The following is a 21,554-nucleotide window of genomic DNA, read 5'->3' on the forward strand; positions in this document are numbered from 1 at the left end:
CATGACGAGCACACAAAACAGGTCTGCGGCGGCGTGGCGAGGCGAGGACCTCGGCACTCGTACCGTGGCCTACGACGAGCGGGACGCGATTCTGTATGCGCTGGCGGTGGGCGCCCGCGCCACCGAACTGGACCTCGTCTTCGAGGACCGGCTGCGGGTGTTGCCCACCTTCGCGTTGACTCTCGCGCAGTGGGCACCGGACGAGTTGGGATCACGTGGTGCCTTCGACACGAAGACCGCGCTGCACGGCTCGCAGAACCTGACGGTGCGCGCGCCGCTCCCACGCCGCGGTGACATCGCCCTGTCGGCATCGGTGGGTGAGGTGTGGGACAAGGGGTCGGCGGCGGTGTTCGAGGTGCGCGTCGAGTCCGACTTCTTCGTCGCCACCTGGTCGCTGTTCGCGCCAGGGACGGGTGGATTCGGCGGGGAGCGTGGGCCGTCGAAACCGGCTCGGCCAGAGGGTGAGCCGACCGTGGAGGCGGTGGTGAACACTGCAGAAAATCAGGCGGCGCTGTACCGGCTGACCGGGGACCGGCACCACATTCACATCGACCCGGCGGCGGCCGCCCGGATCGGCCAGCCCCGGCCGATCATGCACGGGTTGTGCACACTGGCGGCGAGTACCCTCGAATTGGCGCGGCAACTGGGCGTACACCCCGCGGACCTGGTGGAAATGGAGGGCCGGTTCGCCGCCCCGGTGTTCCCTGGCGACTCACCGGTTCTGCGGGCGTGGGGTGACGCGGCTGCCGCGTCGTTCGAGCTCGTCCACGGCGGGCACCCGGTGATCGCCGGGGCCCGCGCGGCGTTCGGCTAGCGGCGTCACGAGCGGTCGGGGTGGGTGGCGAGGAAGCGGGCCGGGTACTCGCCACCACCGTGAACGGCGAGATCGGCACCGTTGACGTACGACGCCAGCGGGCTCGCCAGGAACAGGCAGGCGCCCGCGATGTCCGACGGCACCGCCATCCGGCCCATGGGCAGAGTACGGGTGACGGCGGCTCCACCGTCGTCGCCGTAGACCGTCGCGGCGCTGTCCGTGCGGATGAGCCCGGTGGTGATGTGGTTGATCCGCACCTTCGGGGCCCATTCGAGCGCGAGCGCCTTGGTCAGGACGAGCAGACCGGCTTTCGCGGCGCTGTACGCGGCCGTGCCGGGCTGGGGGTCGTGAGCGGAGACGCTTCCGATGTTGATGATGGCACCGCCCTCGGGCTGCTGCTGCATCACGGCATTGGCCGACTGGGCGACAGTGAAGGGCGCCAACAGGTTCAAGGCGATGATCTTCTCGACGAAGCGCGGCGAGACGGTGGCCGCGTCGGCGTCGGGGGAGCCGCCCGCGTTGTTGACGAGCACGTCCAGGCGGCCGAACCGGGTGACGGCGTCGTCGATCAGCGCGGCGGCGTCGTCGGCGTCGCGCACGTCGGTCGCGCGGAAAGCCGCGGTGCGGTCGCCGTGTGCCGGAAGCACATCCGGGCGAGTGCGCGCGCAGACGAGGACGTCGGCGCCCGCCTCGAGGAACGACTGGGCGATGACGAATCCGATGCCCTTGGTGCCGCCGGTGACGACCACGGCGCGGTTCCGGAAATCGAGTGGGGAGGGAAGAGTCACGAGAAGTCCTCTGGGACGGAGCGAGCGTGAGAAACACCGACGCTCAGCGAAAAATGAGAATGGCCGTCGGCCGACGGCACCGAAACCGATAGTAGGCGAACAGGAGTGGGTATGGGCAAGCTGGACGGCAAGGTCGCGTTGATTACCGGCGCGGGGCAGGGAATCGGACAGGGGATCGCCCTCGCCCTGGCCAAGGAAGGAGCGGCCATCGCGGTCGCGGGCCGAACCGAATCGAAACTGGTCGGCACCTGCGAACGCCTCACGGCGCTGGGGGCACGCAGCGTGCCCGTCGTCTGCGACGTCAGCAGACGGGACGACATCGTGGCCGCCGTCGAACGCACCGTCGACGCTTTCGGTGGAGTGGACATCCTGGTGAACAACGCCAACGACTGCAAGCCGGGCCCGATCCTGTCGGTCCTGGACGAGGAGTACGAGCGGTCGTTCGCGACGGGACCGCTCGCGACGCTCCGCATGATGCAGACGTGCCATCCGCACATGAAGGTCCGCGGTGGCGGCGTGATCGTCAATCTGGTGACCTCGGCGGCGGTGCGCTGGGACGCGAGCAACTACGGCGCCTACGGTTCGATCAAGGAGGGAATGCGCTCACTGACCCGGTCGGCTGCCTGCGAATGGGGCACCGACGGCATCCGGGTGCTCTCCGTCGCGCCGCACGCGAAGACCCCGGCCCTCGAACGCTGGATGAACGACTATCCGGAGGAGGCGGCCGAGTTCGTGGCGGGTATTCCGCTCGGTCGGGTCGGTGACGCCGAAACCGACATCGGGCGCGCCGTCGTCTTCCTGGTCGGTGAGGACGCCGGCTACCTCACCGGGGCGACGATCCCGCTGGACGGTGGCCAGTCCCGGTGGGGTTGACGGCTGATCCCGCCCACCGGGAAAGCCCACGGCCGTAGCCGCCGGTCTCCGCTAGTTTCGGCAGGATCGAACTCCCATACCGAGAGGGCACCGTCGCGATGACGACCGTTACAACACCGCGCAATTCACGATCAGTAGTGGTGACCGTCGCCGCTGTGGTGGAGGAGACGTCCGAGGCGCGATCATTGGTATTCGACGTTCCGCCCGAACGGCGAGACGAATTCGCCTACAGACCCGGCCAGTTTCTGACGCTGCGTATTCCGAGCGATCGATCCGGCTCGGTGGCGAGGTGCTACTCGCTGGCCAGCTCGCCGTTCACCGACGACCTCCCGAAGGTCACGGTCAAGCGCACCGCGGACGGCTACGGTTCCCACTGGCTGTGCGATCACGTCGACGTCGGTGACCGAATCGAGGTTCTCCCGCCGGCAGGAGCATTCACACCGGTCGATCTCGACGAGGACGTGCTCCTGTTCGCCGCGGGCAGTGGGATCACCCCGGTGATGTCGATCCTGAAGTCCGCGTTGAGCCAGGGCAGCGGCAAGGTCATGCTCTTCTACGCGAACCGGGACGAGAGGTCGATCATCTTCGCAGCGGAGCTGCGCGAGCTTGCCTCCCGCCACGACGATCGGCTCACCGTCGTGCACTGGCTCGAGAGCGTGCAGGGCCTGCCCACTGCGCGGCAGTTGGCGAGTCTGTCGGATCGGTGGCACGACCGCCGAGCCTATGTGTGCGGTCCACGACCGTTCATGGGCGCAATTCACGAGGCGCTCGCGCTCGTCGGCATGCCGCGGAACAAGGTGCACGCGGAGGTGTTCACCTCGCTGTCGGGTGATCCGTTCGCGCCTGAGGTCGAGCAAATTCCGGTCGGTGACGAGGGGTCGACGGCCACGGTCGAGGTGCAGCTCGACGGCGACACCCATAACCTCAGCTGGCCACGCACAGCCACCCTGGTCGACGTCATGCTGTCCAAGGGGCTCGAAGTCCCGTACTCGTGCCGTGAGGGCGAATGTGGTTCGTGCGCGTGCACGGTGATCGAGGGAGAGGTCTCGATGGACAGCGCCGCGATACTCGATCCCGAAGACATCGCGAACGGCTACATTCTCGCCTGCCAGGCACGACCCGTCAGCGAACACCTCCGAATCGAATTCTGAGTACACCCAGCGTCGGCCAGGCGTGGGGACCGCTCACCGGGAACGGGGCTGGGGCGCCCTGCCCGTCTCCACCTACCGTCCCAGTCAGGCGTTTTGCCGGCTATGTCCATCGACTGGGAGAGGAGCGCGCCCGTGAGTGCACGCACCGAAGATGCTGCTCGTGTGAACCGGATCGACACCGTGGATGCGGTGGTCGTCGGCGCCGGATTCGCCGGACTGTACGCCGTGTACAAACTGCGGAGCCTCGGCCTGACCGTCCGGGGTATCGAAACGGCCGCGGGTGTGGGCGGGACCTGGTACTGGAATCGCTATCCCGGAGCCCGCTGCGACGTCGAGAGCGTCGACTACTCGTACTCGTTTTCCCCGGAGCTCGAGCAGGAGTGGAACTGGACCGAGAAGTACGCCACGCAACCCGAAATCCTGGCGTACATCAACCACGTCGCCGACCGTTTCGACCTCAGGGACCACTTCCTGTTCGAGACCCGGGTGACGTCGGCCGAGCTGGACGAGGAATCGTTGAGATGGGAGGTGCGCACCGACCGCGGCGACATCCTGACGGCCCGGTACTGCATCTTCGCGACGGGTGCCTTGTCCACCGCCAATATGCCGAACATTCCCGGGCGCGAATCATTCTCGGGCGACACCCATCACACCGGTCACTGGCCGCACGAGGGGGTCGATTTCACCGGTAAGAAGGTCGGGGTGATCGGCACCGGGTCGTCGGGGATCCAATCGATCCCGCTCATCGCCGAGCAGGCGGACCACCTCTACGTGTTCCAGCGCAGCGCGAACTACAGCGTTCCCGCGGGCAATATGTCGTGGGACGACGAGATGCGGCGCGCGATCAAGGCCGGTTACGCCGAACGTCGCAGGCTCTCCCGCGAGAGTGGCGGCGGCTCGCCGTACAACGCGCATCCGAAGTCTGCGCTGGAGGTGTCCGAGGAGGAACGCCGCGCCGCCTACGAGGAGCGCTGGAAGCTGGGTGGGGTCCTGTTCGCGAAAACCTTTCCCGATCAAACCAAGACGGATGCCGCCAACGCCACCGCACGCGAATTCGCCGAGCAGAAGATTCGCCGGCTGGTCGACGACCCGGCGATTGCCGAGAAGCTGATCCCGAACGATCACCCCATCGGTACCAAGCGCATCGTCACCGACACCCACTACTTCGAAACCTACAACCGCCCGAATGTGACGCTGGTGGATCTGAAAGAGACACCGATCGAGTCCATCACCCCGTCGGGCATTTCCACCACCGACACCGAGTACACCCTCGACACGCTGGTGTTCGCCACCGGCTTCGACGCCATGACCGGCGCCCTCGATCGAATGCGCATTGTGGGACGGGCGGGTGTGTCCCTCGCCGAGTACTGGAGCGAAGGGCCTAAGACGTATCTCGGAGTCGGTGTTCCGGGGTTCCCCAACATGTTCGTCGTGACCGGCCCGGGTAGCCCGTCGGTGCTGGCCAACATGGTGCTGGGTGCCGAACAGCACATCGACTGGATCGCGGCGTGCATCGAGCACCTGTGGGAGAACGACCACGACGCGATCGAGGCGACCGTCCCGGCTACGGACCGTTGGGTGCAGCATTGCCGGGAGCTGGCGTCCGCCACTCTCTTCCCCCTGGCCAATTCGTGGTACATGGGCGCGAACATTCCGGGGAAGCCTCGCGTCTTCATGCCGTATATCGGCGGCTTCGGTGCGTACGGCAAGATTTTGGCCGAAGTCGCGGACGACGGATTTCGGGGTTTCGACTTCTGCCGGTCTCGCACTCGGTTGGCCGACCGGGTGGGGTAGTTGCCGAGACGATGGTCAGCCGCGCAGGCAATTGTCTGCGCGGCTGACCATTTCGTGGGGGAAAGCGCGAAAGTTATTCGGGGAGCGCGTAGGTGGCCCAGGCCTGAGCGAGCACGTCACCGCCGAGCGTGCACGTGACGGTGACGTCCACCATTCGGGCGCCGTCCTGGACGTAGGTCTGCTGCACGGCAGCGGAATACCGGGCGCCGGTGGTGATCTCTCGCCGAATACGGGTACGGAACCGGCGCAAGGTTCCGAAATGCCGATCGCCACAGTGTTGCTCGAGTAGGTCGGCTGCGGCGTCGGCGGGCCCTGAACCGACGACGTTGGACCAGAATTCGACAACGAGCCTCTCGTCGGAATCCCGGCCCTGCACCAGCACCTCGGTGCCGTCCGTCCGGGACTGCAGGCGCAGGTCCTCGCACATCTGATCCGGGTGCAGAAAGACGTAGTCCTGCTCGACGGCCCTTGCCGGAAGAGCTGTGCCGGGCGTGCGAGAGCCGTCGCAGAGGTGCCGAATCCAGGCTGTGCGGGTGTGAGTCGTGGTGGCGGCGGCCATCGGTCCTCCCGATGTCGAGGGATTAGCGTGAAGTGCACGCTAATCGTGCTGGGCCCGCGCGACGGCCGCGTTCCCTGTCAACGGGAGGGGAACCGGGTTCTTTGCGAAAGATTCTCGCTCAGTGGGAGAGCTGGGTACCGCACTGGACGCGACGAGCCGACTATGAGCTGCACCACACCCCGAGGGTGTTCTTGACGTACAGCGAGGCGGAGGTAGACATGGTGCGCAATGGTGCCGTAGACGGTGACGAAGTTCGGATGATCGAGGTAGGCTCTGCCCCCACGCGATTCGCTCGCGGGTGGCATTGCCTGGGTTTGGCCAAGACGTTCCGGGACGGCGCCCCGCATCAGGTCGATGCGTTCGGCACGTCCCTGGTGGTGTTCGAGACCTCCGACGGCGCCCTCAGTGTGCTGGACGCGTATTGCCGGCACATGGGCGGCAACCTCGCGCAGGGCACCGTCAAGGGTGACTCCATCGCCTGCCCGTTCCACGACTGGCGCTGGGGCGGCAACGGCAAGTGCACGGGAATTCCCTACGCGCGCCGCGTGCCCCCTCTCGCACGCACCCGGGCCTGGACCACGCTCGAGCGCAACGGACAGCTCTACGTCTGGAACGACCCGCAGGGCAACCCGCCGCCGGCCGACGTGACGATCCCCGAGATCGACGGCGTCGGGTCTTCGGAGTGGACGGACTGGACCTGGAACTCCCTGCTGGTGGAGGGTTCGCACTGTCGCGAGATCGTCGACAACGTGGTCGACATGGCGCACTTCTACTACGTCCACTTCTCGTTCCCGCGCTACTTCAAGAATGTGTTCGAGGGGCACGTCGCCACCCAGTACATGCAGTCGACGCCACGCCACGACATCTCGGTGGGCACCAGCTACGACGATCCGAACTCCACGCTGCGCTCGGACGCGTCGTACTTCGGCCCGTCCTACATGATCGACAAGCTGTGGAGCGAGGCGAACGGCATGATGATCGAGACTGTGCTCATCAACTGCCACTATCCGGTGACGTCCAACTCGTTCGTGCTGCAGTGGGGCGCCATGGTCAAGAAGCCCGAGGGCCTGTCGGACGAGATGGCCAACGGCATGGCGGCCCAATTCGCCGAGGGCGTCGAACTCGGGTTCAAGCAGGACGTCGACATCTGGCTCAACAAGTCGCGTATCGACAACCCGCTGCTGTCGGAGGAAGACGGGCCGGTGTATCAGCTGCGCCGCTGGTACCAGCAGTTCTACGTGGATGTCGAGGACATCACCGAAGACATGACCAAGCGCTTCGAATTCGAGATCGACACCACCCGGGCGGTGCAGAGCTGGGAGGCGGAGGTTGCCGACAACCTCGCCAACGGCGTCGTGCCGCTCGACACCCACGCCTGAGCGGGCTCAGAGACAAAGGACACGAACGATGACCTACGAGGTTCTCGACAACATCATGGCCATCGCGGATGAGCTCCGCGACCAGGCTCCCGAGGCCGAGCGTATCGGCCGGCTGCCCGACGACACCGCGAAGAAGCTCCGCGAGGCCGGGCCGATCAAGCTTCTGCAACCGGCGAACTACGGCGGATTCGAGGCACATCCACGCGCATTCGCGGAAACGGTGATGGCCGCCGCCGCCCTCGACCCCGCCACCGGGTGGGTGTGCGGCATCGTCGGCGTCCACCCGTGGCAACTGGCGTTCGCCGACCCGAAGGTGCAGGAGGAGGTGTGGGGCCGGGACACCGACACGTGGATGGCCTCGCCGTACGCGCCCACCGGCATCGCGACACCGGTCGACGGTGGCTACCTCTTCAACGGGCGCTGGCAGTTCTCGTCCGGCACCGATCATTGCGACTGGATTTTCCTCGGCGCCATGCTCGGCGACAAGGACGGCGCGATGGCGTTGCCGCCGAAGATGCTGCACATGATTCTTCCGCGCAGTGACTACGAGATCGTCGAGGATTCGTGGAATGTCGTCGGGCTGAAGGGCACCGGTTCCAAGGACATCATCGTCCGGAACGCCTTCGTCCCCGATTACCGGGCCATGGACGCCGACGAGGTCATGAACGGCACCGCGGTGCAGAAGTTCGGCCGCACCGAGACGCTGTACAACATGCCGTGGTCGACGATGTTCCCGCTCGGCATCTCCTCGGCCGTCGTGGGAATAGCGGAGGGCGCCCTCGCCGCGCACCTCGACTACCAGCGCGACCGTGTCGGGGCCCAGGGCACCGCGATCAAGGACGACCCCTACGTGCTGTTCGCCGTCGGCGAGGCCGCGGCCGACATCAATGCGGCGCGGCAGGAGCTCCTCGCGAACGTCGACAAGATCTGGGACCTGGTCGAATCCGGTAAGGAGGTCAGCTTCGAGGACCGAGCGGCCGGTCGCCGGACGCAGGTCCGCGCCGCATGGCGGGCGGTCACCGCCGTCGACCAGATCTTCGCGCGGTCCGGCGGTAACGCTCTGCGCATGGACAAGCCGCTGCAGCGGTATTGGCGGGACGCACACGCCGGACTGGCTCACGCCATTCATGTCCCCAGCACCGTGTACCACGCATCGGCGCTCAGCTCGCTCGGCCTCGACCCCGCCGACAACCTCAAGTCGATGATCTGACCGGCGTTTACCGAAACACGAAGAAGGACAGACACTATGACCGATATCAAGGGACTGGGTTACATCAAGATCCAGACCAACGACCTCGAACGGTGGCGCACGTTCGCGTTCGACGTCCTCGGATTCGCCGAGGGCAAGGGCCCGGACCCGGATGCCCTCTATCTCCGCATGGACGAGCGTGCCGCCCGCATCGTCGTCGTGCCGGGGGACACCGACGAAGTGGTCACCATTGGGTGGGAGGTCCGAGATCATGCTGGCCTGCTGCGCGTGCAGGAAGCGGTCGAAGGCGCCGGGATCGCGGTGAAGCCGCTGTCGGTGGAAGAAGCGGACGCCCGCCGCGTCGAAGAGGTGGTCACCTTCCAGGACCCGACCGGGGCGACGATCGAGATCTTCCACGGTGCCGTCCTCGATCACTCTCCGGTGGTCACCCCGTTCGGCGCGAAGTTCGTGACCGGCGCGCAGGGACTCGGACATGTGGTGCTGCCGGTGATGGACATCAATGGGGCCTTCGACTTCTACACCGACGTGCTCGGGTTCCTGCCCCGCGGCGCCTTCCGGATCCCGGCGCCGCCCGAGTTCGGCCCGATGCGGGTTCGCTTCATGGGTGTCAACGAGCGGCACCACAGCCTGGCGCTGTGCCCCGCACCGCACGGTGGCGCCCCGGGACTGGTGCACATCATGGTGGAGGTCGACACACTCGACGCCGTCGGACAAGCCCTCGACCGGGTCGTGAAGGACGGGTTCTCCGTCTCCTCCACGCTGGGCCGGCACACCAACGACAAGATGGTGTCGTTCTACGTGCGTGCCCCCGGCGGCTGGGACATCGAGTTCGGCACCGAGGGCAAGAAGGTGGACGAGAAGTACTACTCGGCCGAAGAGATCACCGCCGACAGCTACTGGGGCCATGACTGGTCCGGAAGCGAACCGCTGGCCGCGATGTAGCGGCTGCTCGAGGCCCGGTACCTGCGTCGATCGACGTGGTACCGGGCCTTTTGCCTGTCCGAACCGGCTGGCGTATTGCAAATAGGTATATGCCTATTTATAGTAAGTGTCGCCAGTCACACAACGCGTCGTTCTCCAGCACAGCGGCGCAACGGAGGTCCCCATGACTACGACACTCAGCCCCGCAACCCCCACCGCCGGCCTCGATCGGGCCGCTCTCCTCCTCGACGCCTTCGACGGTCCGGGACGGCTCACCCTCGCCCAGATCGTGCGCCGCACGGGACTGCCGCGTTCCTCCGCGCACAGGATGCTCGAGCGGCTGGTGCAGCTCAGGTGGCTGAGACGTGAAGGTCGCGACTACGAACTCGGTATGCGACTGTTCGAGCTCGGGTCCCTCGCCGTGCACCAGGACCGACTGCACCGTGCCGCGCTCCCTTTCCTGCACGAACTGCACCGCCTCACCGGCCATGCCGTCCATTTCGCCATACTCGAGGGCATCGACGTCGTCTATCTCGAGAAGATCGCCGGACGCTTCGGGGTCGGCCTTCCGTCGCGGGTGGGCGGCCGCCAGCCCGCGCACTGTACGAGCGTGGGCAAAGTGCTGCTGGCCCATTCGCCCGAGAACGTGGTCGATCGCGTCGTCGACGCCGGTCTGCCGCGCAGCACGCGGTTCAGCATCGACTCACCGGCGGCCTTTCGCGCGGAGCTGCAGAAGACACGTGAACGCGGAGCGGCGTACGACCGGGAAGAGGACCTTGTGGGGGTCAGCTGCGTTGCCGTGCCCGTGGGCACCGAGGGCAACGTGGTGGCGGCAATTTCCGTCTGCGGACCCAGCAGCCAGATCAAGCTCGACCACCGGCTGACCGCTCCGATCCGCATGGCGGCCAAGGGAACGTGGCGCAACTACATGGCGACCGCGACGCCGAGCGCAGGCCGGCATTCCGCCTGAACTCGGCCTTTGTCGGGCAGCAGATTTATGTTTCCGCGACGTAGTTGGCCACGAACCGCACTCGGTCGCTGCGGCACGAGCGGTTGATGTAGACGGTGGCCTTGCCGTCCTCGTCGAGATTCAGCCCGTCGCGTAGGACGACGGCGGCGCCGGTGGGGATGTCGAGCAGCTCCGCGACCCGCGGCGTGGCCGCGCCGGCTCCGAACGAACGCCACGCGGCCCGAAGGCGTACTCCGTACGCGTCATTCCACACCGAGTAGATCGGTGTTCCCTCGCCGAGGAGGCGAGTGATACCGCGAAAGCGCTTGTCGTCCAACCAGTAAGCGTTGGCGAACCAGGGGTCGCCGTCCACCGCGAGGACAGTGTCGATGCGGCGGAGCCGGCAGCCGGGCAGATTTTCCTCGGCTTCGGGGGCGGTGCCGCCGAGAACCACCTCACTCGAGACGAGGAACTCGGTGACGTGCCGCCCGACCGCGGCGAAGGCGTGGCTCATGCCGTCCGGATCGTTGATGTAGCTGGGCGTCAGCTCGATCGGAAAATGTTGCGGCGGCTGCGCGACGAACGTTCCGGCGCCCTGCCGTGCGACGACGCGGCCCGCCCGGGTGAGTTCACCGATGGCCTGGCGCACCGTCAGCCTGTTGACGCCGAGCTCGGCTGCAAGTTCGGTTTCAGGTGGCAACTTGTCGCCCGGGCGAAGCGATCCGCCGTCGAGCCGGCGCTCCAGCACCTCTTGCACCTGCCGGTAGAGGGGGACCTTGCTGCGACGAAGAGTGCTCGGCATGCCGGAAGTCTAGATGAGTCCGGTCTGTCGAGGAGATCGCCGCGAGGCTCGATTTATCTGTTGGGAAACGGTTCATCTGCTCGAAACCTCGATGGGTGCGAACGTCTACTTGTCTAGATGAATCTTCGATTACCCCATTGACAGATTCGAGAGGCCTCCCGTGAGCATCAACCCGAGACTGCGCCGAGCCCTGGCGGCAGCGATCTGCGCTCTGACCGTCTGTGGCGCCGCCGCGTGCGGCGATTCGGCCGCGAATGGCGGTGCACCCGCGGTCCTGAAGGTCGGCCTACCGCCCTCCGAGGCCAACGCCGACCTGCAGGCGAAGTTCGCGCCGATCACCGACTTGATCGCCACCGGTTCGGGTAAGCCCGTCGAGGTCAAGCCCACCAGTGACTACCTGTCGATCGTGGAGGCGATGCGTTCGGGACTGATCGATGTGGCCGCATTCAGCCCGTTCCCGACACCGCTGGCCGAGGCAGTTGCCGGTGTCACGCCTCTCGTGGTCGCCAAGGGCGCCGCGTACACCTCGGTGTTCGTGTGTCGTACGGACACCGGCATCGACTCGATCGACGATCTCAGGGGACGTAAGATCGCGTTCGTCGACGCCGGATCGACCAGCGGCAACTACATCCCGAAGCTCCTGCTGAAGCGGGCCGGCATCAACCCGGACACCGACATCGAGGGCAGTTATGCGGGTGGCCACGACACCGCCCAACTCGCGGTGAAGCAGGGCTCGGTCGACTGCGCCGCCGATGCTCGATCGTCGTATCAGACGATGGTGGACAAGGGCGTCATCGACGGTTCGACGCAACGGGTGGTCGCCGAATCCGACCCGATCCCGGTGTCGCTGGTCATCATCGCCCGCAAGGACCTCGATCCGGGCCTCGAACAGGGCATCGTCGACTCCTTCGTCGACGGCGACAATGCGGCGGCGCTCGGCGTGGTGAAGGCCACCAGCTTCGAAAAAGCGACCGCCGCCGATTTCGACCTCTTCCGCGACGCCGCCAGCGAGCTCGGCGTGGATCTCGAGGAGTTGTCGCGGAAATGAGCGACGTCGTTATGTCTCCGCGACTCGAGGCGGACGCCGTGAGCTACCGCTATCCGGACGGTACGACCGCCCTCCAGTCTGTGTCGCTGCGGGTTCACGCCGGTGAGATCGTGGCGGTCCTCGGCCGCAGCGGCGCCGGGAAGTCGACGCTGATGCGTTGCCTGGCGGGGCTGGAGATTCCGACGGACGGCCGCGTTCTGCACGACGGCGAGGACCGCGGCACGCTGCGCGGTCGGGCCAGGCGTCGCGCACATGCCCGGGTCGGTGTGGTGTTCCAGGAGTTTCAGCTCGTCGAGCGCGCGACGGTGCTGTCCAACGCGTTGATCGGGCGCCTCGCGTACCAGCCGGTGTTGCCCAGCCTCCTGCATTTCGTTCGGCGGAGCGACCGGGAGATCGCCGTCGAGAGCGTACGGCGACTCGGCCTCGGCGAGCAGTTGCGTAAACGCGCCGATGCACTGTCGGGTGGACAGCGGCAGCGAGTCGCGATTGCGCGAGCCCTCGCCCAGCAGCCGGACATGCTGTTGGCGGACGAACCGGTCGCGAACCTCGATCCCGTGCTCGCACGCGGGGTGGTCGACGACATCGTCCGTCTCGCGCGCGTCGAACGGCTCACCGCGGTCCTGAACCTGCACGACGTCGACCTGGCCAGGCATGTCGCCGACCGCCTGATCGGGCTTCGCGCGGGCCGCCTGGTGTTCGACCGACCGGTGGGTGACGTGTCCTCGTCCGACCTGGATCTCCTTTACACCGATCCGGCTCGTTCTCCCGTGGGGGTGCAGTGAGATGACACTCGATACCGAACCGAAGCCGAAGGCAGTCGAAAGCACGGCCGACCTGGCGGCTCTGCGGAGACCGTCCTGGCAGACCGCGGTCGGGGTGGTCATCGTGTTGACCGTCCTTCTCTGGGCGGCAGGTGCCACCGAATTCTCGGTGGCCGCTCTGCTCGACGGCATCCCCAACATTGCCGATTTCGTCGGACGGATGTTCCCGCCCGACCTCGCCATCCTCCCCACCGCGATTGCCCTCATGGGGGAGACCCTGGCGATCGCCGTCATCGGAACCGCGGTCGGCGTGCTCTTCGCCATACCGTGGGCGCTGCTCGCGGCACGCTCGGTGTTCGACCAGGCCTGGCTTCACCACGCCGCCCGCAGCTCGATCAACCTCACGCGCGCCATTCCCGAGCTGATGTGGGCGTTGCTGTTCGTCTCGGCCGTCGGACTCGGCCCACTCGCGGGAACGCTGGCAATCATCATCGGTTCCGCCGCCGGGATGGCACGCCTGTTCGCCGACATCTTCGAAACGACCGACATGCGCGCGTGGGAAGCCGCCGCGGCGTCCGGGGCGAGCCGGGCGCAGCGCATAAGCTGGGTCCTCCTGCCGCAGAGCACACCGACCGTCGCGAGCTACACACTGCTCATGCTCGACGGGAATGTCCGCGCTGCCTCCCTTCTCGGTATCGTCGGTGCGGGCGGTATCGGAATGGAACTGACGCAGCAGCTCCGCCTCTTCGAATACGGCAGTGTCCTCACCATCGTTCTCGTCGTTCTCGTGGTGGTGGTTACCCTCGATCGCGTCGCCTCCCATCTACGGAAGAAGCTCACATGACCGTCGCCGAGACCGCCGTCCTACCGAATCTGCGTGACCTCGGTGGCTTACCGCTCCCCGACGGGCTGCAGACCCGCAGCGGGGTGCTCTACCGCAGCGCACTTCCGGTTGACGGTGATGCAACGCCGACCGGCGTGGCGGAGTGGCCCGCGCGGACAGTCGTCGATCTGCGCAGTCCCCGGGAACAGGCGACACGCGTGCATCCTTTCGACTCGGCCGACACGGTGGTCCACCGAATCGCGCTGATGTCGGACGGGGAGGTCGCCCGGCCGGATCCGAATTTCCGTCTCGCCGATCTCTACCTGAGGGTGCTCGACCGAGCCGGCGCACAACTGGCGGAGATCCTCGACGTGGCGGCCACCGCACCCGGCCCGATTCTCCTCCACTGTGCCGCTGGGAAGGACCGGACCGGCATCGCCGTCGCGATGCTTCTGCGTGTTGCGGGTGTCGGCGCAGCGGAGGTGGTCGACGACTACACGGCGACCAACGACCACATGGACGCGGTGCTCGCCAGGATCACCCGATTCGCGCCGGAACTCGGGCGGGTTCATCCCACCAAGCGGGACCTGGTCGGCGCCCCTCCCGAGGCGATCCAGGGTGTTCTCGACACGTGGGACGCGGAACCCGGTGGAGTGCGGACCTGGCTCCTGCAACGGGGAGCCACCGAGGACGCCCTCGAACGCTGGACTGCCCGTTTCACCGAAAACGACGACACTCGACGCTGAGTCGGGTCAGCCCTCCGCCTCTTCTGCGTCCCGCGCCGCCTTCATGGCAGCCTGGTACTCCTGCAGGGCGGCGCGGGATCTGCGGATGGCATGTGTTTCAGTGGGTTTGGGAACACCGGGGTGCTCCGGGGTGTCCTCGCCCCGGATCTTCCGGGTGGCCTCGTCGATGTCGGCGAGCATCTGTTTCGCAAGCTCGCCCTCGGCTGCGTAATAGCGCTCCGACCACTTGTTGACCATGTGCGCGAAGGCCCACGTCGGTTCGACCTCGGAGTCGCGGGCGTCGAGGCCGGCCTGTCGGCTCATGCCCTCCACATACGAGATGTGCTCGCGAAGAGCTTCTTTGAGGTGATCGGGTTCGGTGAGATGGCCGAGCCACATCCGCAGCATCACACCGTGCTTGAGCACCGGCGGATCGATCGGGGCCTCACGCGCCCAGCTGCGGATAACGGCCATACCGGTGTCCGTGATCTTGTACAGGCGCTTGGGTTTCACGCGCGACTCGTCGTCGACGACGGTCCGCGACGTGACGTACCCCAGCTCCTCGAGCTTCTTGAGTTCCGAATACACCTGACTGAACGACGGGCTCCAGTAGAAGAAGCGCACGCTGTACGACGCCCACTTCTTGAGGTCGTATCCGGACAGCTCCTCGCCGAACGACAAGATGCCGAGCACCGGCCAACTCGTCGACCGAAGGCCGGCGAAACCGGAGCTCTGTGGGGGGTCGGACGAAGGCATGTCCGGAGCCTATCAACCACCGACCTACGAAAGCCTGCCGCTGGGTGGGACGGACCGTTCCGGCGGAGGGCGGCGCCCTCCAGGCTGAATGCACCACACGTCCATATACAGGAGGCACGATGACGCGAACCGACGAACCTGCACCTTCGGTCCTTCCCGGCTTCGCGCCGTCCGATTTCAAGTCCGTGCTCGGGCACTTCTGCACCGGCGTCACCGTCGTCACTGCCCACGACGGCGCGAGCCCGCACGGTTTCACGTGCCAGTCGTTCGTCTCGCTGTCGCTCGAACCGCCGTACGTGTCGTTCTGCCCGGCCCGCACGTCGACGAGCTGGCCTCACCTGCGAGCGAGTGAGCGCGTCTGCATCAATGTGCTGGCCCACGACCAGCGCGACGTGTGCCGGACCTTCGCGACCAGCGGGGGAGACAAGTTTGCCGACGTCGGGTGGTCGTATGCCGACAACGGTGCACCCGCGCTGGACGGTGCTCTCGCCCAGGTGGAGGCCACCGTCGAAGTCGAACACGATGCGGGCGATCACACGATCGTCGTCGCACGTGTCACCGGCCTGCGCGCGTTGCGTGATGCACCGCCGCTGCTGGTCTACCGCGGCGGACTCGGACTCTTCGCCGGATAGACGGATGCGTCTCCCGCTCCGCGGGAAGAGTTGTGGGAAAGCGGAATCGACACCGGCAGAGTGTGATCGAGACCACTTCGGAAGGTGTGCACGATGAGCGTAGACGAGCAGGAATGGGACCGGGAAGTCGATCTTCTGGTGATCGGCAGCGGCGCGGGTGGCATGACTGCCGCGCTCGCCGGTGCCGGACGGGGACTCGACACCCTCGTCGTCGAAAAGGCCTCGGTGTACGGCGGTTCGACGGCCCTCTCGGGCGGAGCCCTGTGGGTTCCCAACTCGCCGGTTCTGCTCCGCGAGGGTATGAGCGATGATCCGGGCGAGGTCCGGCGGTACCTGGACTCGATCGTCGGTGACAGCGTCCCGCCCGAACGCCTCGAGGCCTACATCGAACAGGGCCCGGCGATGATGCGGTTCCTGGAACAGGCGAGTTCTCATCTCCGGTTCTCCTGGTGCAAGGACTATTCCGACTACCACCCCGAGAACGTGGGTGGGCGCGCCGAGGGTCGTACCGTCGAGCCGCTGCCATTCGACATGAACCTGCTCGGTTCCGATCGCGAGTTGCAACGTCCCAACGCGTTGGCGATGCCCGGTGGCCTGTACATGACGTCGACGGAGTTCCGTCACCTCAACATGTTCTTCCGGACGTGGGCCGGCCGCAGAACCGCGCTCGGTGTCGGTTGGCGCTCGGTCGTCGCCATGGTGCGGCGCAGGCGAATGGAAACACTGGGGCAGGCCCTCGTGGGCCGCTTGCGGCTCGCGCTGAAGGAGGCGGGCGTTCCCCTTTGGCTCAACTCCCCGCTGAAAAGCCTCGTCACGGACGCCTCCGGCGCCGTCACCGGTGCGGTGGTCGACGCCGGGAAGCGTGAGCTGAAAATCCGGGCCCGCCGCGGTGTGCTGCTGGCGACCGGAGGTTTCGAGCAGAACGAGCAGTTGCGGAAGAAATACCTGCGTGAAGGCGGCAAGGACAACTACAGCGCAGGCTCACCCGACAACACCGGTGACGGGATCGTGGCGGGGGAGCAGGTGGGCGCCGCACTCGACCTGATGGACGACGCCTGGTGGATGCCGTCGTTCCGGCGTCCCGACGGCATCATGCACGTCCTGGTGTCGGAGCGCTCGATTCCCCCGTCGCTGATCGTCGATCAGAACGGTCGACGCTTCACCAACGAGGCGTCGCCGTACGTGTCGTTCGTCCACGACCAGATCGCCGGAAGGCACGACCCGGTCTGGTTCGTCTTCGACTCGAAGGCCAAGAGCCGCTACCAGTTCGGCGGTGTGATGCCCGGCCAGAAGTTCCCGGTCGAGTGGTTCGAGACGGGGCTGATGTTGCGGGCCGATTCCGTCGCCGCGCTGGCGGAGAAGATGGGTGTTCCGGCCGGCGCCTTCGCGGCCGAGATCGACAGGTTCAATGGGTTCGCCCGTGCGGGAGTCGATTCCGACTTCGGGCGCGGTGACAGCGCGTACGACCGCTACTACGGAGACCCGCGTCTGCCCAATCCGACGCTGGACGAGGTGGAGAAGGCTCCGTACTTCGCGGTGCGAATGGAGGCGGGTGACCTCGGCACCAAGGGCGGTCTGGTGTGCAACGAGCACAGCCAGGTATTGAACCGGGGCGGCAACCCGATTCCGGGACTCTATGCCACCGGCAACACGTCGGCGTCGGTGATGGGCAACGACTATGCCGGCGCGGGTGCGACGATCGGGCCCGCAATGGTGTTCGGGTGGATCGGGGCGCGCCACGCCGCCGGGGCGGTGAGCTGAATGCTGCCCGTCGAATGCCGTCGCTGCGGAAATTCGGTACTCGTCGAAAAGTACAGCGAAGCGCACACCAGTGTGCAATGGCTCGGTGACGCCGAACGGTCCTGCCCGGAGTTCGCGCAACTCGCTGCGGCAGGGGAGCACTCGATGTTCATCCCCACTTGCGGGGCCCTGCGCGGCTCGATCGACGACGCCGTGGACGACGGACGGGTAGGGCTGTCGCTGCGCAGCTATCCGACGCCCGGACGCCTGGACTAGGAGGAAGCGGACGAATGGCGCGGATGGCAGGAAAGACCGCCTTCATCACCGGAGCCGGCAACGGCATGGGACGCAGTCATGCGGTCCGGCTCGCCGAGGAAGGCGCCGACATCATCGCCGTCGACCTTCCCGGAGACGAGCCGGCCGCGAGTCTGGCGGAGACTGCCCGACTTGTCCGCGAACTCGGGCGACGCGTGGTGGTCGCACACGCCGACGTGCGCGACCCGGCGGCCCTGCAGGAGGCGGTCGACGCCGGTGTCGCCGAGCTGGGTGCCATCGACGTCGTGGTCGCGAACGCCGGCATCGCCGACAATCCGGGACCAGCGTGGACCATCGCGGACGACGTCTGGAATCGGTCCCTCGACGTCAACCTCACCGGAGTGTGGAACACCGTCAAGGCCGCGGTCCCGGCGATGCCCGAGGGCGGCGGTTCCGTCGTCGTGGTCAGTTCCACGGCCGGTATCAAGGCCGTCGCCGGCGCCGCACACTACTCGGCGTCCAAGACCGCGGTGGTCGGGCTGGCGCGGACCCTCGCCAACGAACTCGGCCCCCGCTTCATCCGCGTGAACGTGCTGCACCCCGGTGCGGTCGGCACCCGCATGACATTGAACCCGGCGACGATGTCCCGGCTTCGGCCCGACCTCGACAATCCCACCGAGGACGACGTGATTCCGGTGCTGACCCGCAACCACCTGCTTCCGGTGCCGTGGCTGGACTCACGCGACGTCAGCAATGCGCTGCTGTTCCTTGCGTCGGACGAATCCCGATACATCACCGGCACCCAACTCGTGGTCGATGCCGGACTCACCCAGAAAGTGTCGTGATGACAGGTCGTGTAGAAGACACCGTCGTTCTGGTGACCGGAGCCGCCCGGGGAATCGGGCGGGCGCAGGCACTGCGGTTCGCCCAGGAGGGCGCCGACGTCATCGCCGTCGACCTGTGCGGACCGGTCGACACTGTGGTGACACCCCCGGCGAGTCCCGAGGACCTCGAGGTGACCGCAAAGCTGGTCCGGGACACCGGCCGTCAAATCGTGACCGCGAGGGTGGACGTGCGCGACGGAGCGGCTCTCACCGAGACCGTCGCGGCGGCCACCGCCGAGCTGGGCGGGCTGGACTTCGTCTGCGCCACAGCGGGTATCACGTCCTCGGGCGCCGCGCTGGACCTCACCACCGAAACCTGGCAGACCATGCTGGACGTCAACCTGACCGGCGTCTGGCAGACCTGCAAGGCTGCGGCGCCGCATCTGATCGAGCGCGGCGGTGGTGCGATGATTCTCACCAGTTCCATTGCGGGCCTGCGGGGCCTGGTCGGAGTCGCGCACTACACCGCCGCAAAGCACGGTGTCGTGGGATTGATGCGTTCGCTGGCCAAGGAGCTCGCGCCGCACCGGGTTCGGGTCAACAGCGTGCACCCCACCAACGTGGACACGGACATGATTCAGAACGACATGGTGCGGCGGGTGTTCCGGCCCGACCTCGAGCATCCCACTCGTGAGGAGTTCGCCGCGGCCGCCGCGACGATGAACATGCTGCCGATCCCGTGGATCGAACCCGTCGACGTCGCCAACGCCGCTCTGTTCCTGGCCTCGGACGAGGCGCGGTACATCACGTCCGTGGCCCTGCCGGTCGACGCGGGAAGCGTCAGTCGATAGCGACGCGGGCAGCGTCAGTCGATAGCGACGCGGGCAGCGTCAGTCGCTAACTGAGCTGCCCGCGCCGAACCGCCGTTCCGTAAGGTCGGCACTCAGGCGTGCGTGCCGCCGTCGATGCGGATCTCCGTGCCGGTGATGAAGGCACCGTCGTCGGAGGCGAGCATGGCGACGACCCCGGCAACCTGTTCTGGTCCCCCCATCGCGGCGCCGCCGGATTCGAGGGTGGTGGGCAGGATGGGGGAGAGCTTGGAAAATAGAGCCCAATCGGCATCTGCGGGCACATAACCTGCTGTGGCGTCGGTGATTCCGGTTTTGATGCTGCCGGGGGCGACGCTGACCGCGCGCAGGCCCTGCTTGCCGTATTCGAGCGACAACGCATGGGTGAACGACTGGATGCCGCCCTTGCTCGCCGCATACGCGGCCATATAGGGATGGGCGAACGCGGCGGAGGTGGAGCTGAAGTTCACGACCACACTGCGCTCGCACCGCAGCAGCGAGGGCAGGCATTCGCGGACCACGAGGAACGTGCCGGTGAGGTTGATGCCGATCACCTGGTTCCACAGGTCGAGGGAGGTGTCGTGGGTGTGCGAGGCACGGAGAATCCCTGCCGCGTTCACGAGTACGTCCAGCCCGCCGAGCTTGTCGATGCTCTCACGCACGCCGTCGATCACCGACGTCTCGTCGCCGATATCGATGGTCGTGGTGTCGAGACGCCCGGCGGTGCCCTTCGCCTCGGCCAGCGCCCAGGTGCGCTTCAGGCCGTCGTCGGAGACGTCGGCGGCCACGACGGTGCCGCCTTCCTCGAGCAGGCGGAGGACTGTGGCCTGCCCGATGCCGGAGGCGGCGCCCGTCACCAGCACCCGGCGCTCTGCGAAACGATTCATGTCGATACTCCTCGGTGTGATCGGATGGTGCTGATTAGTAGAAGTTATTGGCCCATCACATATTTCACTGTCGGTCCCGCGGTCCAGCCGCCGTCGACCGCCAGTTCCGCGCCGGTGACGTAGGCGGCAGCGTCGGACAGGAGGAAGCTGACGGCGCCGGCAATCTCCTCGGGTACGCCCACTCGCGCCATCGGGGTATTGGGATAGTTGCCGTCGCCCTGCTGTATTCCGAGGTCGGCGGTCATCGGTGTGTACGTCATACCGGGGTGAACCGAGTTGACTCGGATCTTGTCGGTGCCCAGTTCGACCGCCGCGATCTTGGTCAGTCCACGGACGCCCCACTTGGAGGCGCCGTATCCGGCCGTGAGGGCCAAGCCCATGAGGCCCGCTGCGGAGGAGATGTTGACGATGGATCCGCCCCCGGCCGCCCGCATCGGTGCAATCACGGCCTGGATGCCGTTGAAGACACCGGTGAGGTTGATGTCGAGGACACGGCGGAAGTTCTCGGCCGTCTCGTGTTCGATGTACTGCCCGGCCGAAATGCCTGCGTTGTTGACGAGGCCGTCGACCCGGCCGAACTCGCTGACCGTCAGGTCGACCGCGTCCTGCCACTGCTGACGGTCGGTGACATCGAGATGGGCGTATCGGGCGCGTGCGCCCAGCTTGTCGACGGTGGCGCGTCCCTCGTCATCGAGGACGTCCGCTACCACCACGCTCCCGCCCTCGTCGATGATCCGGGTGGCGAACGCGGCACCGAGCCCGCGCGACGCTCCGGAGACGATCACGACCTTCCCCGCTACCTGCTGTGGGATCTCGGTCATCTCAGCTCACATCCTCGTCTCGTGACAAATTCCGTTCGTCGGCACGCCGGTGCCGATGGCCCGAGTCTGCTGCGGGCGTCTCCGCCCGGGGAACGGGTTCTCCCGGTCATCGGAATAACTCGTAGCCACGGGAAACGCCGGGGCACTGTGATGTGGATTACCCGCTGACGTTCCGCGCAAGCCGGACGGAAGCG

General features: G+C 66.6%; 23 protein-coding genes. 17 read left to right on the plus strand and 6 right to left on the minus strand.

From position 1 onward, the window contains the following. Nucleotide 1 precedes the first annotated feature (1 nt). Nucleotides 2-814: a MaoC/PaaZ C-terminal domain-containing protein gene (locus ACH49N_RS07900; protein ID WP_358271969.1), complete on the plus strand. Its 813-nt coding sequence runs from the start codon at nt 2-4 to the stop codon at nt 812-814. A gap of 5 nt (nt 815-819) precedes the next feature. On the opposite strand, the gene ACH49N_RS07905 is transcribed toward ACH49N_RS07900, so the two are convergent. Further along, nucleotides 820-1,602, minus strand: a complete 783-nt coding sequence (locus tag ACH49N_RS07905) for an SDR family oxidoreductase (RefSeq protein ID WP_358271967.1) — start codon at nt 1,600-1,602, stop codon at nt 820-822. A 111-nt stretch (nt 1,603-1,713) separates the two neighbouring features. Here ACH49N_RS07905 and ACH49N_RS07910 point away from each other — a divergent pair, with 111 nt between their 5' ends. The 3 genes from ACH49N_RS07910 (at nt 1,714) to ACH49N_RS07920 (ending at nt 5,420) form a co-directional block, all read left to right on the plus strand. After that, nucleotides 1,714-2,475 (plus strand): SDR family oxidoreductase, encoded by a 762-nt coding sequence (locus tag ACH49N_RS07910; protein ID WP_358271965.1) that lies wholly within the window; start codon nt 1,714-1,716, stop codon nt 2,473-2,475. A 98-nt stretch (nt 2,476-2,573) separates the two neighbouring features. Then, the gene (locus ACH49N_RS07915; RefSeq protein ID WP_358271963.1) at nt 2,574-3,626 is read left to right on the plus strand and encodes a ferredoxin--NADP reductase; all 1,053 of its coding nucleotides are present in this window, start codon (nt 2,574-2,576) and stop codon (nt 3,624-3,626) included. A gap of 132 nt (nt 3,627-3,758) precedes the next feature. Next, complete coding sequence (locus ACH49N_RS07920; protein ID WP_358271961.1) at nt 3,759-5,420, plus strand: NAD(P)/FAD-dependent oxidoreductase; 1,662 nt, start codon at nt 3,759-3,761, stop codon at nt 5,418-5,420. Nucleotides 5,421-5,493: 73 nt separating this feature from the next. Here ACH49N_RS07920 and ACH49N_RS07925 read toward each other — a convergent pair whose 3' ends face one another. Next, nucleotides 5,494-5,979, minus strand: a complete 486-nt coding sequence (locus ACH49N_RS07925) for a hypothetical protein (RefSeq protein ID WP_358271959.1) — start codon at nt 5,977-5,979, stop codon at nt 5,494-5,496. 218 nt (nt 5,980-6,197) lie between these two features. Between ACH49N_RS07925 and ACH49N_RS07930 the strand changes: the two genes are divergently transcribed. The 4 genes from ACH49N_RS07930 (at nt 6,198) to ACH49N_RS07945 (ending at nt 10,459) form a co-directional block, all read left to right on the plus strand. After that, nucleotides 6,198-7,358, plus strand: a complete 1,161-nt coding sequence (locus ACH49N_RS07930; RefSeq protein WP_358272067.1) for a Rieske 2Fe-2S domain-containing protein — start codon at nt 6,198-6,200, stop codon at nt 7,356-7,358. 28 nt (nt 7,359-7,386) lie between these two features. Next, nucleotides 7,387-8,568, plus strand: a complete 1,182-nt coding sequence (locus ACH49N_RS07935) for an acyl-CoA dehydrogenase family protein (RefSeq protein ID WP_358271957.1) — start codon at nt 7,387-7,389, stop codon at nt 8,566-8,568. A 36-nt stretch (nt 8,569-8,604) separates the two neighbouring features. Then, entirely contained in the window at nt 8,605-9,510 is a 906-nt protein-coding gene (gene bphC, locus ACH49N_RS07940; protein WP_358271955.1) for a biphenyl-2,3-diol 1,2-dioxygenase, read from the plus strand. A gap of 163 nt (nt 9,511-9,673) precedes the next feature. After that, nucleotides 9,674-10,459, plus strand: a complete 786-nt coding sequence (locus tag ACH49N_RS07945) for an IclR family transcriptional regulator (protein WP_358271954.1) — start codon at nt 9,674-9,676, stop codon at nt 10,457-10,459. 25 nt (nt 10,460-10,484) lie between these two features. Here ACH49N_RS07945 and ACH49N_RS07950 read toward each other — a convergent pair whose 3' ends face one another. Beyond that, the gene (locus ACH49N_RS07950; RefSeq protein ID WP_358271952.1) at nt 10,485-11,240 is read right to left on the minus strand and encodes a GntR family transcriptional regulator; all 756 of its coding nucleotides are present in this window, start codon (nt 11,238-11,240) and stop codon (nt 10,485-10,487) included. A 160-nt stretch (nt 11,241-11,400) separates the two neighbouring features. On the opposite strand from ACH49N_RS07950, the gene ACH49N_RS07955 reads away from it, so the two are divergent. From ACH49N_RS07955 to ACH49N_RS07970, 4 genes are read left to right on the plus strand one after another with little or no spacing between them, the layout of a single operon-like run. Next, the gene (locus tag ACH49N_RS07955) at nt 11,401-12,288 is read left to right on the plus strand and encodes a phosphate/phosphite/phosphonate ABC transporter substrate-binding protein (RefSeq protein ID WP_358271951.1); all 888 of its coding nucleotides are present in this window, start codon (nt 11,401-11,403) and stop codon (nt 12,286-12,288) included. After that, nucleotides 12,285-13,070: a phosphonate ABC transporter ATP-binding protein gene (phnC, locus tag ACH49N_RS07960; protein ID WP_358271949.1), complete on the plus strand. Its 786-nt coding sequence runs from the start codon at nt 12,285-12,287 to the stop codon at nt 13,068-13,070. Before ACH49N_RS07955 ends, phnC begins: the two co-directional genes overlap by 4 nt. 1 nt (nt 13,071) lies before the next feature. Beyond that, the gene (gene phnE, locus ACH49N_RS07965; RefSeq protein ID WP_358271948.1) at nt 13,072-13,893 is read left to right on the plus strand and encodes a phosphonate ABC transporter, permease protein PhnE; all 822 of its coding nucleotides are present in this window, start codon (nt 13,072-13,074) and stop codon (nt 13,891-13,893) included. Further along, entirely contained in the window at nt 13,890-14,618 is a 729-nt protein-coding gene (locus ACH49N_RS07970; protein ID WP_358271946.1) for a tyrosine-protein phosphatase, read from the plus strand. Before phnE ends, ACH49N_RS07970 begins: the two co-directional genes overlap by 4 nt. A 6-nt stretch (nt 14,619-14,624) precedes the next feature. Here the strand turns inward: ACH49N_RS07970 and ACH49N_RS07975 are convergent, their stop codons facing one another. Then, nucleotides 14,625-15,353, minus strand: a complete 729-nt coding sequence (locus tag ACH49N_RS07975; protein ID WP_358271944.1) for a PadR family transcriptional regulator — start codon at nt 15,351-15,353, stop codon at nt 14,625-14,627. A 119-nt stretch (nt 15,354-15,472) separates the two neighbouring features. On the opposite strand from ACH49N_RS07975, the gene ACH49N_RS07980 reads away from it, so the two are divergent. From ACH49N_RS07980 to ACH49N_RS08000, 5 genes are all read left to right on the plus strand, one after another. Further along, a complete protein-coding gene (locus ACH49N_RS07980; protein ID WP_358271942.1) occupies nt 15,473-15,985 on the plus strand; it encodes a flavin reductase family protein in 513 nt (170 codons plus the stop codon). 93 nt (nt 15,986-16,078) lie between these two features. Further along, entirely contained in the window at nt 16,079-17,746 is a 1,668-nt protein-coding gene (locus tag ACH49N_RS07985; protein WP_358271940.1) for an FAD-binding protein, read from the plus strand. Beyond that, the gene (locus ACH49N_RS07990) at nt 17,747-18,001 is read left to right on the plus strand and encodes a hypothetical protein (RefSeq protein ID WP_109325756.1); all 255 of its coding nucleotides are present in this window, start codon (nt 17,747-17,749) and stop codon (nt 17,999-18,001) included. Between the two features lie 14 nt (nt 18,002-18,015). Beyond that, a complete protein-coding gene (locus tag ACH49N_RS07995) occupies nt 18,016-18,825 on the plus strand; it encodes a mycofactocin-coupled SDR family oxidoreductase (protein WP_358271938.1) in 810 nt (269 codons plus the stop codon). Further along, nucleotides 18,825-19,655 (plus strand): mycofactocin-coupled SDR family oxidoreductase, encoded by an 831-nt coding sequence (locus ACH49N_RS08000; protein WP_358271936.1) that lies wholly within the window; start codon nt 18,825-18,827, stop codon nt 19,653-19,655. Before ACH49N_RS07995 ends, ACH49N_RS08000 begins: the two co-directional genes overlap by 1 nt. Nucleotides 19,656-19,747: 92 nt before the next feature. On the opposite strand, the gene ACH49N_RS08005 is transcribed toward ACH49N_RS08000, so the two are convergent. Further along, complete coding sequence (locus ACH49N_RS08005) at nt 19,748-20,539, minus strand: SDR family oxidoreductase (RefSeq protein WP_358271934.1); 792 nt, start codon at nt 20,537-20,539, stop codon at nt 19,748-19,750. Nucleotides 20,540-20,583: 44 nt separating this feature from the next. After that, the gene (locus ACH49N_RS08010; protein ID WP_358271932.1) at nt 20,584-21,360 is read right to left on the minus strand and encodes an SDR family oxidoreductase; all 777 of its coding nucleotides are present in this window, start codon (nt 21,358-21,360) and stop codon (nt 20,584-20,586) included. Between the last annotated feature and the right edge of the window lie 194 nt (nt 21,361-21,554).

Origin of the sequence: Rhodococcus sp. NPDC019647, from assembly GCF_044389235.1 — a bacterium.
GTDB classification, from domain to species: domain Bacteria; phylum Actinomycetota; class Actinomycetes; order Mycobacteriales; family Mycobacteriaceae; genus Rhodococcus_F; species Rhodococcus_F oxybenzonivorans.